At 64.3% G+C, this 15,927-nt stretch carries 14 protein-coding genes; 7 read left to right on the forward strand and 7 right to left on the reverse strand.

Translation table 11 applies throughout. The features are described 5' to 3' along the window. The first annotated feature begins 39 nt into the window (after nt 1–39). Nucleotides 40–1,209, forward strand: coding sequence for an Mrp/NBP35 family ATP-binding protein (locus tag EN845_RS25250; protein ID WP_127276413.1), 1,170 nt, complete (start codon nt 40–42; stop codon nt 1,207–1,209). Nucleotides 1,210–1,225: 16 nt separating this feature from the next. Here the strand turns inward: EN845_RS25250 and EN845_RS25255 are convergent, their stop codons facing one another. Continuing rightward, on the reverse strand, nt 1,226–1,675 hold the full coding sequence (locus EN845_RS25255; protein ID WP_127276411.1) for a carbon monoxide dehydrogenase subunit G: 450 nt from the start codon (nt 1,673–1,675) through the stop codon (nt 1,226–1,228). A 151-nt stretch (nt 1,676–1,826) separates the two neighbouring features. Here EN845_RS25255 and EN845_RS25260 point away from each other — a divergent pair, with 151 nt between their 5' ends. The 4 genes from EN845_RS25260 (at nt 1,827) to EN845_RS25275 (ending at nt 6,540) form a co-directional block, all read left to right on the forward strand. Next, entirely contained in the window at nt 1,827–3,632 is a 1,806-nt protein-coding gene (locus EN845_RS25260) for an IlvD/Edd family dehydratase (RefSeq protein WP_127276409.1), read from the forward strand. Between the two features lie 234 nt (nt 3,633–3,866). Next, entirely contained in the window at nt 3,867–4,685 is an 819-nt protein-coding gene (locus EN845_RS25265) for a sulfurtransferase/chromate resistance protein (RefSeq protein ID WP_127870682.1), read from the forward strand. After that, nucleotides 4,682–6,073 carry a chromate efflux transporter gene (gene chrA / locus EN845_RS25270; protein WP_127870683.1) on the forward strand — a complete coding sequence of 464 codons (1,392 nt, stop codon included), beginning with the start codon at nt 4,682–4,684 and terminating at the stop codon, nt 6,071–6,073. Before EN845_RS25265 ends, chrA begins: the two co-directional genes overlap by 4 nt. Before the next feature lie 68 nt (nt 6,074–6,141). Next, on the forward strand, nt 6,142–6,540 hold the full coding sequence (locus tag EN845_RS25275) for a hypothetical protein (protein ID WP_127870684.1): 399 nt from the start codon (nt 6,142–6,144) through the stop codon (nt 6,538–6,540). A 6-nt stretch (nt 6,541–6,546) separates the two neighbouring features. On the opposite strand, the gene EN845_RS25280 is transcribed toward EN845_RS25275, so the two are convergent. Together EN845_RS25280 and EN845_RS25285 are read right to left on the reverse strand one after the other, a co-directional pair. Then, nucleotides 6,547–8,136 carry a trimethylamine methyltransferase family protein gene (locus EN845_RS25280; RefSeq protein ID WP_127870685.1) on the reverse strand — a complete coding sequence of 530 codons (1,590 nt, stop codon included), beginning with the start codon at nt 8,134–8,136 and terminating at the stop codon, nt 6,547–6,549. 191 nt (nt 8,137–8,327) lie between these two features. Then, entirely contained in the window at nt 8,328–9,821 is a 1,494-nt protein-coding gene (locus tag EN845_RS25285; RefSeq protein ID WP_127870686.1) for a PLP-dependent aminotransferase family protein, read from the reverse strand. Nucleotides 9,822–10,090: 269 nt separating this feature from the next. Between EN845_RS25285 and pgi the strand changes: the two genes are divergently transcribed. Both pgi and EN845_RS25295 read left to right on the forward strand, forming a co-directional pair. Then, entirely contained in the window at nt 10,091–11,767 is a 1,677-nt protein-coding gene (gene pgi, locus EN845_RS25290; RefSeq protein WP_167531462.1) for a glucose-6-phosphate isomerase, read from the forward strand. Between the two features lie 5 nt (nt 11,768–11,772). Next, entirely contained in the window at nt 11,773–12,495 is a 723-nt protein-coding gene (locus tag EN845_RS25295; protein WP_127870688.1) for an HAD family hydrolase, read from the forward strand. Nucleotides 12,496–12,641: 146 nt separating this feature from the next. Here EN845_RS25295 and EN845_RS25300 read toward each other — a convergent pair whose 3' ends face one another. The 4 genes from EN845_RS25300 to EN845_RS25310 all read right to left on the reverse strand — a co-directional run bounded on the left by EN845_RS25300 (nt 12,642) and on the right by EN845_RS25310 (nt 15,776). Beyond that, on the reverse strand, nt 12,642–13,811 hold the full coding sequence (locus EN845_RS25300; RefSeq protein WP_127278326.1) for an epoxide hydrolase family protein: 1,170 nt from the start codon (nt 13,809–13,811) through the stop codon (nt 12,642–12,644). A 127-nt stretch (nt 13,812–13,938) separates the two neighbouring features. Further along, nucleotides 13,939–14,325: an MFS transporter gene (locus EN845_RS36165; RefSeq protein ID WP_245511800.1), complete on the reverse strand. Its 387-nt coding sequence runs from the start codon at nt 14,323–14,325 to the stop codon at nt 13,939–13,941. Then, on the reverse strand, nt 14,295–14,975 hold the full coding sequence (locus EN845_RS25305) for an MFS transporter (protein ID WP_245511801.1): 681 nt from the start codon (nt 14,973–14,975) through the stop codon (nt 14,295–14,297). Before EN845_RS25305 ends, EN845_RS36165 begins: the two co-directional genes overlap by 31 nt. Nucleotides 14,976–14,987: 12 nt before the next feature. After that, entirely contained in the window at nt 14,988–15,776 is a 789-nt protein-coding gene (locus tag EN845_RS25310; RefSeq protein ID WP_127870689.1) for an NAD(P)H-dependent oxidoreductase, read from the reverse strand. Between the last annotated feature and the right edge of the window lie 151 nt (nt 15,777–15,927).

A 15,927-nucleotide genomic window follows, 5' to 3' on the forward strand; every position in this document is an offset into this window, starting at 1 on the left:
ACTATGTGAGCTGCAGCCGAACGCCAGGGAATAACCGCCATGTCCATTACCAAGGAAATCGTCACCGAGCGCCTGAAGACGGTGAACGGGCCGGATTTCACCGGCAACATCGTCGACCTCGGCATGGTTTCCGAGATTTTCATTGCCGATTCGAAAGTGTTCTTCTCGATCACCGTTCCCGCCGCGCGCGCCCCGGAGATGGAGCCGTTGCGCGCCGCCGCCGAGCGGGTGGTGAAGGCCATTCCCGGCGTTGCCGGCGCGGTCGTCGCGCTGACGGCTGAAAAGAAAGGCGGCGGCATGGAGGCGCCGGTTCCATCGCGCCCAGCACCCAGGCCGGCACCGCCCGCCGCCGCACCGCGCGCGGCTCCGCATGCTCCTGCTTCGCAGAGCCACGGCAAGCGCGGTGTGCCCGGCATCGAGGCGATCATCGCGGTCGCCTCCGGCAAGGGTGGCGTCGGCAAGTCGACCACGGCCGTCAATCTGGCGCTCGGTCTTGCCGCCAATGGCTTGCGGGTCGGCGTGCTCGATGCCGACATCTATGGGCCTTCGATGCCCAGGCTGCTCAACATCCATGGCCGGCCGCAGACGGTCGACGGCAAGATTCTGAAGCCCATGGAGAACTATGGCCTCAAGGTGATGTCGATGGGTTTCCTTGTCGATGAGGAGACGCCGATGATCTGGCGCGGGCCGATGGTGATGTCGGCGCTGACGCAGATGCTGCGCGAGGTCGAATGGGGGCGGCTCGACGTGCTCGTCGTCGACATGCCGCCCGGCACCGGCGACGCCCAGCTCACCATGGCCCAGCAGGTGCCGCTGGCCGGCGCCGTCATCGTCTCGACGCCGCAGGACCTGGCGCTGATCGATGCCCGCAAGGGTCTCAATATGTTCAAAAAAGTCGATGTGCCGCTGCTCGGGATCGTCGAGAACATGAGCTACTTCCTCGCCCCGGATACCGGCAAGCGCTACGATATTTTCGGCCATGGCGGCGCACGCCGCGAGGCAGAGAGGCTGGGCGTCACCTTCCTCGGCGAGGTGCCGCTGGAAATGGGAATTCGCGAGAGCTCGGACGCCGGCACGCCGGTGGTTGTCTCCAAGCCCGAGGGCGCCGAGGCGAAAATCTATCGCGATATCGCTTCCAAGGTCTGGGACAGGGTCAACGAGGAACGCGGCGCGGCGGAAGCGGCTGTGCCGAGCATCGTGTTTGAGTGACCCTCAAGGGGAGGGATCAGCCGCCGACTTTCTCGCCGAATGCCGAAAAGAACTGTCCGGCCAGTTTCTTCGAGGTCGATTCGATCAGCCGGCTGCCGAGTTGCGCGATCTTGCCGCCGACTTCCGCCTTGGCCGCATATTTGAGGACCGTCGCGTCCGGCCCGTCGGCGGTCAGGGTGACATCGGCACCGCCCTTGGCGAAGCCGGCAATGCCGCCCTTGCCTTCGCCCTGGATGGTGTAGGCATGCGGGGGCTTGAGATTCTTCAGCGTCACTTCGCCGTTGAAGGTCGCCTTGATCGGCCCGATCTTCAGCACCACCGTCGCCGCCATCTCGGTCGCCGATTTCATTTCCAGGCTCTGGCAGCCCGGAATGGCGTCCTTCAGGACGGCCGGGTCATTCAGCGCTTCCCACACTTTCTGCACGGGTGCGGCGATACGTTCCTCGCCTTCGATCACCAAAGCCATCAAAACCTCCCCGATCGCCGATGTCGGATTGGTCGTAGCGCGCGGCTCGATAGCTGTCTATCGCACCAAAGTCCGGATTCAGATCACGCGTGCCCCTTGCCTGCATCCGCGCGTTGTCATATCGATTTGTCATACAAATACGGAGACCATGATGGCTGGCGCCCCTACGAAAAAGAAAAAGTTCCGCTCGCAGGAGTGGTTCGACAATCCCGACAATCCGGGAATGACGGCGCTTTATCTCGAGCGCTACCTGAATTACGGGCTGACACGCGCCGAGCTGATGTCGGGCAAGCCGCTGATCGGCATCGCCCAGACGGGCTCTGATCTTTCGCCTTGCAACCGGCACCACATCGAGCTCGCCAAGCGCGTGCGCGAAGGCATCGTCTCGATGGGCGGCATTCCTTTCGAATTCCCCTGTCACCCGATCCAGGAGACCGGCAAGCGGCCGACTGCCGCCCTTGACCGCAACCTCGCCTATCTCAGCCTTGTCGAAGTGCTCTATGGCTATCCGCTGGACGGCGTCGTGCTGACCATCGGCTGCGACAAGACCACGCCTGCCTTGCTGATGGCGGCGGCCACCGTCAACATCCCGGCCATTGCGCTGTCGGTCGGCCCGATGCTCAATGGCTGGCACAAGGGCAAGCGCACCGGCTCGGGCACCATCGTCTGGGAATCGCGCCAGCGCCTGTCGGCCGGCGAGATCGACTATGACGAGTTCATGGACATCGTTGCCTCTTCGGCGCCGTCCACGGGCTACTGCAACACGATGGGCACCGCCACCACGATGAATTCGCTGGCCGAGGCGCTCGGCATGCAACTGCCCGGTTCGGCCGCCATCCCGGCGCCGTACCGCGAGCGCGGCCAGATCGCCTATGAGACCGGGAAGCGCATCGTCGACATGGTGCACGAGGACCTGAAACCGTCCGACATCATGACCCGCGCGGCCTTCGAAAACGCCATCGTCGTCAATTCGGCGATCGGCGGTTCCACCAACGCGCCGATCCATCTCAACGCGATCGCCCGCCATCTCGGCGTGCCGCTCGACAATGACGACTGGCAGAAGGTCGGTCTCAAGGTGCCGCTCATCGTCAACCTGCAGCCGTCGGGTGAATATCTCGGCGAAGATTATCACCATGCCGGTGGCGTGCCTGCCGTGGTGGCCGAGCTGATGAAGGCCGGAATGCTGCCGCACCCCGATGCCCTGACCGTCAACGGCAAGTCGATCGGCGACAACTGCAAGGGGGTCGCCAACGAGAACACCGATGTCATCCGCACCGTGGCCGAGCCGCTGAAGGCCGATGCCGGCTTCATCAACTTCAAGGGCAATCTGTTCGATTCGGCGATCATGAAGATGAGCGGCATCTCGCCCGAATTCCGCGAGCGCTATCTATCGAACCCGAACGACCCGGAAGCCTTCGAAGGCAACGCCATGGTCTTCGATGGGCCGGAGGATTACCACGCCCGCATCGACGATCCGGCGCAAGGCATAGACGAGCACACCATCCTGTTCATGCGCGGCGCTGGCCCGGTCGGCTATCCCGGCGGCGCCGAGGTCGTCAACATGCAGCCGCCGGCCTACCTCATCAAGAAGGGTATCCACGCGCTGGCCTGCATCGGCGACGGCCGCCAGTCCGGCACGTCGGGCTCGCCGTCGATCCTGAATGCCTCGCCGGAAGCCGCGGTCGGCGGCGGTCTGGCGTTGCTCAAGTCCGGCGACCGCGTCCGCATCGATCTGAGGAAAGGCACCGCGAACATCCTCGTCAGCGACGACGAGATCACGCGGCGGCGCGCCGAGCTGCAGAAAGATGGCGGCTACCATTATCCCCAGCACCAGACGCCATGGCAGGAGATCCAGCGCGGCATGGTCGACCAGTTCTCGGCCGGCATGGTGCTGAAGCCGGCTGTGAAATACCAGGATGTCGCCCATACCATGGGCGTGCCTCGCGACAATCACTGATTATTCCCGGGAATAGTCATCGATTATTCCTGGCTGGTCACGGATGATGGATGGACGAGGACCGGCGGCCTGATCGATCAGGCCGCCGCTCTGACGGCGTAGCCGCGGATGCTGCGTCCTTGACAAGACCGCGCAACAATTCCAACATCCATCGCAAGGGGTGCACCGCGACCACCCCGTGAGGCGTCAGCCCAATGTTCGCGTCCAAGCTTCTCTTTTCAGGAGGTGGACGCCATGCCGTCAACAACCGAAATTACCGTACAGCAACTATCCCGTCTGGTTGGTTTGCCCGGCGCGCCTGTAATCGTCGATGTCCGCCTCGATGAGGACTACGATGCCGACCCGCGCCCGCTGCCGGCCTCGCACCGGCGCAACTTCAAGACCGTCTCGACCTGGGCAGCCGACCTTGCCGGCAGCCAGGTGGCCGTGGTCTGCCAGAAGGGGCAAAAGCTCTCGCAAGGCGTGGCCGCCTGGCTGCGGCACCAGGGCGTTGCCGCCGAATCCCTCGAAGGCGGTTTCGAGGCCTGGCGTGATGCCGGCGGCCTACTGGTCCACGCCGCCAAGATCCCGTCCCGCGATGAAAAAGGCCGCACCGTCTGGGTGACGCGGGCTCGCCCCAAGGTCGATCGCATCGCTTGCCCCTGGCTGATCCGGCGCTTCGTCGATCCGCATGCGGTCTTCCTCTTTGTCGAGGCGGTCGAAGTGCCTGCTGTCGCGGACCGCTTTCAGGCCGTGCCCTTCGACATCGACAATGTGTTCTGGAGCCATCGCGGCGAACGCTGCACCTTCGACACGATGATCGAGGAGTTCGGGCTGGAATCCCAGGCACTCGATCGCCTTGCCACGATCGTGCGCGCGGCCGACACCGCCAGGCTCGATCTCGTTCCCCAAGCCGCCGGATTCCTTGCCGCCTCGCTTGGCCTGTCACGCATGTTCCGCGACGATCTGGAGCAGCTGGAGGCGGGGATGCTTCTCTATGACGCGTTCTTCCGCTGGTGCCGCGACGCCACCGAGGAGACGCACAACTGGCCGAGCGGGGCGAAGCCGACATGAGCAGCCTCATGTCCCAGAAAAATGCCGACATCGTCGAGGCACCGGCGGTCCCGAGCTTCCGTGAAGCCACGAAACTCTGGGCGAAGATCGGATTGCTGAGCTTCGGCGGGCCGGCGGGGCAGATCGCGCTCATGCACAAGGAATTGGTCGAGGACCGGCGCTGGATCGGCGAGCAGCGTTTCCTGCATGCCTTGAACTACTGCATGCTGCTGCCCGGTCCCGAGGCCCAGCAACTTGCCATCTACATCGGCTGGCTGCTGCACAGGACGGTCGGCGGTCTCGTCGCCGGCATCCTGTTCGTGGTGCCGGGCGCGCTCGTCATGCTCACCTTGAGCATCCTCTATGCGCTCTACGGCGATGTCCCACTGGTCGAGTCTCTGTTCTTCGGGGTCAAGGCCGCCGTGCTCGCGGTCGTGGTCGAGGCGGTGATTCGCATCGGCCGCCGCGCCTTGAAGAACCGGGTGATGGTGGCGATCGCGCTTTGCGCTTTTCTCGGCATCTATGTGCTCAGCATTCCGTTCCCGCTCATTGTCCTGATTGCGGGATTGGTGGGATGGGCGGGAAACCGCCTCGCGCCAGCCCTGTTTTCCGGCGTGGCGCACGGCAAGAACGATGCTCCCGACATCAAGGGCGCGGTCGACCTGATGTTCGAGCGCGGCGAACTGGCCCATGCCAGACCGACAAGATGGCATGCGCCGCGCATTATCGCGATCTGGCTGCCGATCTGGCTCGGGCCGGTTCTGTTGCTCTGGGCGCTCACCGGGACAAACAGCGTATGGACGCAGATAGGCGGTTTCTTCAGCCTGATGGCGGTCGTCACCTTCGGCGGCGCCTACGCGGTTCTTGCCTATGTCGCACAGGCGGCCGTCGAATCCTTCGGCTGGCTGGCGCCCGGCGAGATGGTCGACGGCCTCGGGCTTGCCGAGACCACGCCGGGGCCGCTCATTCTGGTGTTGCAGTTTGTCGGCTTCATCGCAGCCTTTCGCCACTCCGGCGCGATAGGCCCGTTGTTTGGCGGATCGCTTGGAGCGCTGCTGACCTTATGGGTTACGTTCACGCCCTGCTTCGTCTGGATATTCCTCGGCGCGCCCTATATCGAGGCCCTGCGCGGCAACAAGGCTCTGTCGGCTGCGCTCGGCGCCATCACCGCCGCCGTGGTCGGCGTCATCCTGAACCTGGCTCTATGGTTTGCCTTGCACGTTATCTTCCACGACGTGCGCAAACTGGGCCTCGGCATGAACGTGCCGGTGCCGTCGTCGATTGACTGGCGCGCCGCACTGCTGTCCTGCGCCGCCATGATTGCCATCCTCAGGCTGAAGGTCGGCATGCTGCCGACACTTGCCGGGTCGGCCCTGGCCGGCGTCTTGCTGCTGGCGGTGAGCGGATAGACGCCGGTCACTATCTTTGTATTCCGCCGGCCAACCACCTAACTGGTGGGAAAACGGATTGGACACTCATGGCGCAACGACGCTCTTCCCTTGGCTTTCTCGGCATGTTCGGCCGCTCGGGTGATCTGCGGCAGCTCGATGCGGCCTTGCGCGGTGCCGACCTGCATCCGGCCCTGGTCCCGGAGGGCGTAAAACTCACCATCGTCAATCTGATGAAGGACCACTGGCCCGAGGAACCGCCGCCGCGGGCCTATCCGCGGGTGGCTACCCTGTTCAGCTACTGCATTGCCGGACCGGAAACCTTCGAGCGGGCACAAGGTCCGCAACAGCGGCTCGACGCGGAGCGCCGGATCGAGGCGGCTCTCGAAACCGGCGACGGCCTCGATGCCCAGATCGTGCTGATGGCGCTGCACGCCAAGCTGATCAACGCCGAGGTCGTCGAGCGCTACGGGCTGGCAGCCGAATAGCTGCGCTCAGCCGCCCATGCCGCCGCGCGGCAGCTTGATCATGTCGCCGAAGCGGGCGCGTAATTTGTCGTCGAGCAGCTTCGGCACGTGGCACGGAAAGCGCTCGGCAAGGATGCGTTTCTTCTCGATGATCGCCCGTTGCAAGATGTCGGGCCGGCCCTTCTCATTCCATTCCTTCGGCGAAAACCGGTCGCCAACGGCGGGATAGAAATATTCCGTCTGCATCAGCCGCAGCGTCTGCTCGTTGCCGAGATAGTGCCCCGGGCCTTTCAGGCAGACATCGGCGATGGTGGCGATCGACAGCGCTTCGTCGGTCACCTCGATGCCGCGCACGCAGCGCAGGCAATGACCGAGCATGTCGTTGTCGATGATCAGGCTTTCCAGGCAGAAGCCGAGCAGCGAGGCATGCATGCCGGCCGATTCGTAGACCAGGTTGAGCCCGGCAAGGCCGGCCATCACGTCGGTGATGCCCTTTTCATAACCGGACTGGATGTCGGGCAGCTTCGAATCCGTCATGCCTGCGGCCGAGCCGCCCGGCAGGTCGTAGAATTGCGCCATCTGGGCGCAGGCGGCGGTCAGCACCGCCTGTTCGGCCGAGCCGCCCGACATGGCGCCTGTGCGCAGGTCCGATACGAACGGCCAGGTGCCGAAGATCGCCGGATGCCCCGGCTTGATGGCGTTGACATAGACCAGACCGGCGAGCACTTCGGCCACCGCTTGCACCACCGCGCCAGCAATCGCCGCCGGCGCCGTGGCTCCGGCCTGTCCCGCCGACAAGAGCAGGATCGGAATGCCGCCTTCGACGCATGCTTCGAGCACGCCGCAGGCGTCCTCGGCGAATTTCATCGGCGGCACGACGAAGCAGTTCGAGTTCGACACGAACGGCCTGGCGCGGAAATTCTCCTCGCCGCCGGCAATCGCGTAGAGCATTTCGAGCGCCGGCTGCACGTTCTCGCGCACCGTAAACGAGGTGCCGACATGCTTGGACGTGCCCATCACGCAGGCGTAGAGCGTGTTGAAATCCATTTCGAGCGGATCGGGAATGTCGCGCGGCACCATCGGCCGCTGGAAGAAATGGATGTTGTCGAGCCCTTCGACGATGCGGGCCGCGTCATAGATGTCCTGCAGCAGCGACTCACGGTATTCGCGCTTCTCGACATCGACCAGATGCACGGCGGCACCCGCCGTGCCGTAATGCACGCGCTTGCCCTGGATCACCATGTCGTGTTTGGGATCCTGGCCGTGCAAGGTGAAATTCCGTGCCGCCTTCTTGATCGTCTCGAGCACCAGCGCGCGCGGGAACCGGATGCGGCCGTCATCGCCATAGGTGGCGCCGGCCTGGGTCAGCGCCTCGATGCAGGAGGGGATGGCGTTGGCGAAGCCGACGGTCTCCAGAAGCGTCAGCACAGCTTCGTGGATGCGCTCGCGGTCATTGCCCTTGAGTGGTCCGTAGCTGCCGCCCTCGAGGCCGGCACGCACCGGTTTGATGTCGTCGGCGAGCGGCGCTGCCCGCATCGCGCGACGCGCTTCGCGCCCGCCGGAACGGCGCGAGCGTTGATCCGCCGCTGCTTCCTGCTTTTCAAGAACCACTGACATGGAAAACACTCCACCTTTCCTGAGAAACAGCGCGGCGGTTGGTCCACCATCGGCTGCTTCTTCCCCTTTGTGCCACGACTATGCCGCCGGCATTGGCACAGCCTATGAGCCAGCGGTTCCAGTCGAGTATGCCAGAAGAAAGGGAACGGGAGCCGCTTGAAGGCGGCTCCCATCAAAGGATCGAGAATGGATCAGGCGGCGGCGGGCCTGCGGCCAGCGGCGGTGGCCAATTCCCGGATGCCGGGCTCGATGTGCTGCAGCGCGATCGAGGAAATGCCCAACCGCATGAAACGCGAAGGCTTTTCGGTGCGGTCGAAGAAGCGGTCGCCCGGCTCGATGATGACGCTGCGCGAGGCGGCGGCCTCAGCCAAGCCGCGGGAATCGGTACCCCGTGGCCCTTCCAGCCACAGCGATGTGCCACCGGCCGAATCGGTCGAGCGCCATTCCGGCAGGAAGGCGGAAATCGCATGGACCAGGCGCTTGCGCCGCTCGTCGAAGGCGCTCGACAGTCGCCGCACCAGCGCTTCGTGATGGCCGAGCGACAGGAAGAGTGCCACGGCGCGCTGGTTGTTGGCCGGCGGATGGCGCAGCATGAAACGGCGCAGCGCCCTGAGTTCGGCGATTAGTCCAGCCGAGGCCACGATGTAGCCAAGCCGCAGGCCCGGCGCCAGCGTCTTCGACATCGAGCCGACATAGACGACACGGCCGGAGCGGTCGAGGCTCTTCAGCGCCTGCTGCGGTGCCTCGTCGAGAAGCTGGCTGTCATAGCCGTCCTCGATGATGATCTGGTTGTGCCGGTTGGCGCGCGCCAGAAGGTCCTGCCGCCGCTCGGCCGACAGCGGCACCATGGTTGGGCAATGATGGCTGGGGGTGACGAAGACGAAGCCGGAATCGCTGGGAATAGAGGAGGTTACGATGCCGGACTGGTCGACCGGCACCGGCTGGATGTCGGCGCCGGCGAGGCGGAAGATCGAGCGTGCATCGGGGTAGCCCGGATCCTCCATCGCCACTTTCGAGCCCTTGGTCATCAGCAGCGAGGCCAGCATGTAGAGCGCGTTCTGGGCGCCCAGCGTGACGATGATTTCGTCGGGATTGGCGAAGATGCCGCGCCTGGGTAAGAGCCGTGCCTGGATCTGCTCGATCAGCAGCGGATCGTCGCGGTCGACCATGTCGGACGCCCAGTTGCGGATCTCCAGCACGGCCAGCGCCATGCGGTTGCATTCGCGCCACTCGGCGGTCGGGAACAGCGCCGGGTCGAACTGGCCGTAGACGAAGGGGTAGGACGACTTGATCCAGTTCTCGTGCTTGGCCGGCGGCGGCATGTCGCTGGCCGCGATCTGCCGGCGCGCCTTCCAGTCGATCTCGTTGGCCTGGTCGGGCGCCTTCTGGTGCGGCTTGGCGGGTGTCGCCAGCACGTCCGGATTGACGAAATGGCCGCGCCGCTCGCGCGCCACCAGGAAACCCTGGTCGACGAGCTGCTGGAAAGCCAGGACCACCGTTCCGCGCGCCACGCCGAGTTTCTCGGCCAGGATCCGGCAGGAGGGAAGCGGCATCGAAGCGGCGATCTGGCGGTCGAGAATGGCGGCCACGATGGCTTGGCGGATCTGCGCCTGGAGGGTTTGGCCGGATTCAGCCGAAATCCGGAACAGGCCGGACCATATCGCCGTGTCGTTTCTCTGTGGCATGGAAGATGTTCCTCGATGGCCAGCTTTTTTTGCTTGGCTGGACCAGCCGAACGTAACCGTGGCACAAGGGGTTGCGCCAATCAATTTTTCTGATCTTTGGGATTTATGCCAGTGATCCTTCAAGCTCGAAATAAGCCGCGGCCACCTCGCCACCCGATACATTGTGTCATCGCATCGTGATGCGCTGCGTCATCGCCGCGTATTGACCGGATGGAATTCGGCTCAATAGTTGTGGCGCGACGACACGCGCCGGAAACATCCGGTCTGATATGGTGCGTCCAAAACGCCAGGAGTCCCCGCCAGTGGATCAGTCAGCCTTCCAGAAACAGCTTGCCGCCCTGCGCGATCATCGCGCCGCGGCGCCTGGCGACATGCGCCAGGTCTTCGCCGCCGATCCGCAGCGCTTCAAGGCATTCTCCGCCACCGATGGTGACCTCCTGCTCGACTGGTCTAAATGCGCCGTCGACGCGGCGACAATGAATCTGCTGGAGAAGCTCGCCGCCGCCGCCGATCTCGAAGGCCGCCGCGCCGCCATGTTCGCCGGCAAGAAGATCAACGTCACCGAAGACCGCGCCGTGCTGCACACGGCGCTGCGCAACCTCAGCGGCAAGGGGGTCACGGTCGACGGCCAGGACGTCAAGGCGGATGTCGTTGCCGTGCTCGATGCGATGGGCTCTTTCGCCGAGGCGATCCGCTCGGGCAAGGCAACAGGTGCCACCGGCAAGAAGATCACCGACATCGTCAACATCGGCATCGGCGGCTCGGACCTTGGTCCGGCCATGGCGACGCTGGCGCTCGCCCCCTATCATGACGGTCCGCGCGCGCACTATGTCTCCAACATTGACGGCGCCCATATCCACGACACGCTGAAGGGGCTGTCCGCCGAAACCACGCTGTTCATCATTGCCTCCAAGACCTTCACCACGGTCGAGACGATGACCAATGGGCAGACGGCGCGCGACTGGGTGCAGAAAGCGCTCGGCAAGGAAGCCGTAGGCAAGCATTTCGCCGCCGTCTCGACCGCGCTCGACCTGGTGGCCAAATTCGGCATCGAGCCGGATCGCGTCTTCGGCTTCTGGGACTGGGTCGGCGGCCGCTATTCGTTGTGGGGCGCGATCGGCCTGCCGGTCATGATCGCCATCGGCCCGCGGAATTTCCGCGCCTTCCTCGACGGCGCGCACGAGATGGACGAGCATTTCCGCACCGCGCCGCTCCAGAAGAACCTGCCGGCGCTCCTGGGGCTGGTCGGCTGGTGGCACCGCGTGATTTGCGGCTATCCGGCCCGCGCGGTCATCCCCTACGACCAGCGGTTGTCACGGCTGCCGGCCTATCTGCAGCAGCTCGACATGGAATCGAACGGCAAGAGCGTCACCCTTGACGGCACGCCGGTGACGACGCCGACCGGGCCGCTGGTCTGGGGCGAGCCCGGCACCAACGGCCAGCACGCCTTCTTCCAACTGCTGCATCAGGGCACCGATCTGATCCCGGTCGAGTTCCTCGCCGCCGCGGTCGGCCACGAGCCTGATCTCAAGCACCAGCATGACCTGCTGCTCGCCAACTGCCTGGCGCAGTCGGAAGCCTTGATGAAGGGCCGCACGCTGGACGAGGCACGCACGCAGATGCTGGCCAAGGGCATGAAGCCGGCCGATGTCGACCGCATCGCGCCGCACCGTGTCTTCTCCGGCAACCGGCCCTCGGTGACCATCCTCTACCGCAAGCTCGACCCGCGCACCTTCGGCCGGCTGATCGCGCTCTACGAGCACCGCGTCTTCGTCGAGGGAACGCTGTTCAACATCAACTCCTTCGACCAGTGGGGCGTAGAGCTCGGCAAGGAACTGGCGACCGGCCTCCTGCCTGTCGTGGAAGGCAAGGAAAGTGCCGCCAAGCGCGACGCGTCGACCGCTGGCCTTGTGGGATACATCCGCCAATTGCGTGGTTCGGAGTGAAAAGTTTGGCAGACATCAAGGGAATATTGTTCGACAAGGACGGGACACTTGTCGATTTCAACGCGACCTGGCTCGGCGTTGCCGATTTCATGGCCATGGATGCAGCCGACGGCGATCGCTGGAAGGCCGACAGGCTGCTGGCGGCGGCCGGTTTCGATTTCGCCAACCGGCGCTTCAAGCCCGACTCCATCTTTGCCTCCGGCACCAATCTCGACGTCGTCGAACTGTGGTTTCCGCGCCTGTCCAACGAAGACCAGATGCTGGCCGTCGCCCGCTTCAACGAGATTACCTCGGTGCAGGGCTCGGCGATGGCGGTGGCGCTGCCTGATGTCGTCGACACGCTGGCCCTGCTGCACAAGCGATCCTACCGGCTTGGCGTCGCCACCAACGATTCGACCAGCGGCGCCGAAAAAACGCTGGTCACGCTCGGCGTCGCACAACTGTTCGATGCCGCTTACGGATATGACGCCGTCGCCAATCCCAAGCCGGCCCCGGACACCATCCAGGCCTTTTGCGACCTCACCGGCCTGAAGCCAAGCGAGATCGCCATGGTCGGCGACAACAGGCACGATCTCGAAATGGCGCGCGCCGGCGGCTGCGGCCTCGCGGTCGGCGTGCTTTCCGGCACCGGCACCCGCGAATCGCTGGCCGAGATCGCCGACGTCATCCTGGATTCGGTTGCCGACCTGCCGGATTTCCTGGCCGCACGGGTCAAGGAGACGGCGTGATCCGGAGAAGGGGTGGGAAGGTGGTTTGACTTCGATGGCCGAGATGGGGCCGTGAGCGGACAGTCAGCTTTCGGGTCTTGGCGATTGGATAACTGCCGTGCGCGGCGGGCACTTCCGAATGGCAGGAAGCTTCCAATTGGAGACGTTTAGGCAGTCAATCCATGGTCCCGAAAGCAGCCAAAGCGCGCTCCCGACACCGTCGCGATAAAGGCGCGCAGGTCGGCCAGCATCAGTTCCGGCTCTTCCAGCGCGGCGAAATGCCCGCCCCGCGGCATGTCGGTCCAATGCACGATGTTGTAGGTCTTCTCCGCGAACGAGCGCGGCGGCGGCAAGAACACTGGATCGGGGAAGGCCGCAACGCCGGTCGGCACCTGGATGCGGGTGCCGGCCGGAAGCATCCGCGACTCCTCAAGCCGGCTGCCGTAGTAGATCCAGGTTGCCGTCACGAACGATGCCGGCGCGATGTAGAGCATGATGTTGGTGAGGAGTTCCTCCTCGGAAAATTTGCTCCAGATGTCGGGGTCGCCATCGGCGGTTGTCGGAAGATCGGCCCACTTGCCGAACTTCTCGAGTATCCAGCCCGCCGCTCCGACCGGGCTGTCGGCCATCGCGACGCCGAGCGTCTGCGGACGGGTTTCCTGCTCGTGAAAGTAGGCGCTCTCCCGATCGGCAATCGCGGCACGCTTGGCGGCGAAGGACTTCTCCTCGTCGGTCGTCGGAGCGGCATCCTCCGCACGCACGGTCATCATGTTGATATGAATGCCGAGCAGAGCGTCCGGTCGATCATGCGCTGCCCAGGCCGCGATGCCGTGGCCCCAATCGCCCCCTTGAACGAAATACCGCGCGTCGCCGAAAAGTTGTATCATCAGCCCATGCACGAGTGCAGCAGCCCGCCGCGGGCCGATCGGGCGCGTGATCGGGTTGGAGAACGCGAAGCCAGGAAGCGAGGGGACGACAACGTCGTGCCCGTCCGCTGCGAGCGGCTGCAACAGCCGCTCGAACTCGAGATACGAGCCCGGCCAGCCGTGGAGAAGCAGTACGGGCGGCTTGGAGCCGTCGCCCTTCACATGAACGAAGTGGAGGTGCTCGCCTTCCACGTCGGCCGTGAAGTTGGGCAGCGCGTTGAGGCGCCGTTCGACCGCACGCCAGTCGTAGCTGTACCGCCAATACGCGGCGAGTCGCTTGAGGTCATCAACCCCGACCCCCGCTGACCAGCCCCCCGCATCCGGCAGCTGGCTCCAGTCATAAGCCTCGACCTTGGCTCTGATCGTGGCGAGCCGTTCGTCAGGAATGTTTATTATGTAGGGTGAAATCATGATGTTCTCCGCTTAAACGGCTGACGACGTTGACCGCCGAAGGGTAATACCGACTGAACTGAAAGCTGCGCACAACGTTTCCTGAAACGCCATCCTTTTTGCGAACGGCGCCACGGCAAAACGTCTGCTATGCAGGTCGGCGTTGCCGTAGGCGCAATGTCCGCTTTCCACCCGAAGCAGTCGCGACCGCGTCGGGCGCGACCTCTTCCGCGGCCGCGACCACGCCAGACTGAACGATCGGGCCAAGACAGAAGCAGCAGGCAGACCAGAGGAGCAGGTTGGCGAACATTGTCAGGACGTGCGGGGTCGAAAAGGGCAGCGTCGCAAGGGCCAGGACCAGACCGACCAGCGCTGCCATCAGGCTGCGCCGCGTGCCGAGTGCATCGCTAAGCCGGCCCCCACCAAAATTCCCGACCACCGCAGCTGCGCCGAATGCCATGAACGCCAAGCTGACTGCGGCAGGAGACACGTGGGTTACCTCCGTCAGCAGCGGTGCGAGAAAGGTGAAAACCACGAATGATCCGCGAACCCGTTCATGGCGATGAAATAGAGCGCCAGGAGGCGGGGCTTCGCCAATACGGCGAACTGCGACCTTAAACCGGCGGGCGGAGCGTGGGGAATTTCCCGCGGCAACAAAAGTCGCAATAGCGCTGCCGTGAGGCAGCCGAGCACAGCCACCGCCAGCAGCGGTGCACGCCACCCAAGGCTCTGTCCGACGATTGTGCCGAACGGGACACCGATGACCATTGCAAGGGTGAGCCCTGCGAACATCGTCGCCACCGCCCGCGCGCCGCGCTCACGATCCGCCAGGCTCATCGCAATCGGCGCGCCGACGGCGAAGACCACGCCGTGCGCCACTCCTGTCACGATCCGACCGGCCAGCAGCACTTCATAAGTCGGTGCAGCGCCGCCAAGCAGATTACCGAGCGTGAACAGGCTCATCAGTCCAACCACAAGCCCGCGGCGGGGAAGCCTTCCAGTAAGGGCCGTGACCGTCGGCGCCCCAACGGTCGCGGCCAGGGCATAGCCAGTCACAAGCAGACCGGCTTGGGGTATCGTTACCGCAAGATCGCGCGCGACATCCGGGACAAGCCCGATCATGACGAACTCCGTCGTGCCGATGGCGAAGGCCGCCACGGCAAGCGCGAACAATGCAGGCGACATCGGTGTTGCTCTTTATGCGTCGATCAGATCGGCAAAGTGCGCGGCGAGGCCGGTTTGGCCCGGCGCAACGTGGTCGGCCATGGTGTGGCGATCGGGGAAGTCGCCGCCGTTTTGCGAACGGAAGGGAATCGGCTTGTCGGTGAATAGCCCGGCGAGACGTACACGCCATGCTGCCTTGATCGCGTCCACTTCCTCCGCCGTGGAAACGTGACCCGCGCCATAGACCGCGTGCGTCGGGAGCACGTCCATGCCGGGATAGAACAGCGCGCCATGAGTCAGCGGGAACAACAGTTGCTCTATCGGCCCGTTGATACCCCGCGGGCCATAATCGGCCACTGGGCCGCCTGCCTGCACGTTGACCAGCGCTCGCTTGCCCTTGAGGATGCCGTCGCCAAAGCGAAACTCGTTGGAGCCATTCTGATAGCCGTAGGCAAAACCGAAGGCATAGACTCGCTCTATCCAGCCCTTCAAGATCGCGGGCACGCCGTACCACCACAGCGGGAATTGCAGGACCACAGCATCGGCCGCGAGCAGCTTCTGCTGCTCGGCGATCACGTCGGGCGTCTGATGCCCGCTTGCGTAAGCATGGCCCGATTCCATGATGAACGACAGTCGCTCAGGGTTGTTGCGCATCGGAAAGTCATCGGCGTCGTACCCCGCCTTCCACTTCATGCCGTAGAGGTCCGAATGGACCACGGTGTGCCCCGCCGCCGACAACATCTCAGCGGTCACGTCGACCAGCTGCCGTGTCAGCGAAGTGGGCTCAGGGTGTGCGTAAACGATGAGAATATTTCTTTTCACGAGATGGTCTCCGTAGTTGTTGAGAGCTGTGTCTGATGTTCCCGATCGGTATCAATTGCGCGCCAGGGCTTGCGCGTTGGTGACCCAGACGTTTTCGGGGATTTTGCGTGCCCGCCGGGCGCGCTCGGCTCGATGATGCCGACATCGATTT

This window comes from Mesorhizobium sp. M8A.F.Ca.ET.202.01.1.1, from assembly GCF_004791595.1.
Classification (GTDB): Bacteria; Pseudomonadota; Alphaproteobacteria; order Rhizobiales; family Rhizobiaceae; genus Mesorhizobium.

Excerpts from the sequence above, each read along its gene's own strand:
- EN845_RS25250 (WP_127276413.1), top strand. The coding sequence starts at position 40 with ATGTCCATTACCAAGGAAATCGTCACCGAGCGCCTGAAGACGGTGAAC.
- EN845_RS25255 (WP_127276411.1), bottom strand. The coding sequence starts at position 1,675 with ATGGCTTTGGTGATCGAAGGCGAGGAACGTATCGCCGCACCCGTGCAG.
- EN845_RS25260 (WP_127276409.1), top strand. The coding sequence starts at position 1,827 with ATGGCTGGCGCCCCTACGAAAAAGAAAAAGTTCCGCTCGCAGGAGTGG.
- EN845_RS25265 (WP_127870682.1), top strand. The coding sequence starts at position 3,867 with ATGCCGTCAACAACCGAAATTACCGTACAGCAACTATCCCGTCTGGTT.
- chrA (WP_127870683.1), top strand. The coding sequence starts at position 4,682 with ATGAGCAGCCTCATGTCCCAGAAAAATGCCGACATCGTCGAGGCACCG.
- EN845_RS25275 (WP_127870684.1), top strand. The coding sequence starts at position 6,142 with ATGGCGCAACGACGCTCTTCCCTTGGCTTTCTCGGCATGTTCGGCCGC.
- EN845_RS25280 (WP_127870685.1), bottom strand. The coding sequence starts at position 8,136 with ATGTCAGTGGTTCTTGAAAAGCAGGAAGCAGCGGCGGATCAACGCTCG.
- EN845_RS25285 (WP_127870686.1), bottom strand. The coding sequence starts at position 9,821 with ATGCCACAGAGAAACGACACGGCGATATGGTCCGGCCTGTTCCGGATT.
- pgi (WP_167531462.1), top strand. The coding sequence starts at position 10,091 with ATGGTGCGTCCAAAACGCCAGGAGTCCCCGCCAGTGGATCAGTCAGCC.
- EN845_RS25300 (WP_127278326.1), bottom strand. The coding sequence starts at position 13,811 with ATGATTTCACCCTACATAATAAACATTCCTGACGAACGGCTCGCCACG.
- EN845_RS25305 (WP_245511801.1), bottom strand. The coding sequence starts at position 14,975 with ATGTCGCCTGCATTGTTCGCGCTTGCCGTGGCGGCCTTCGCCATCGGC.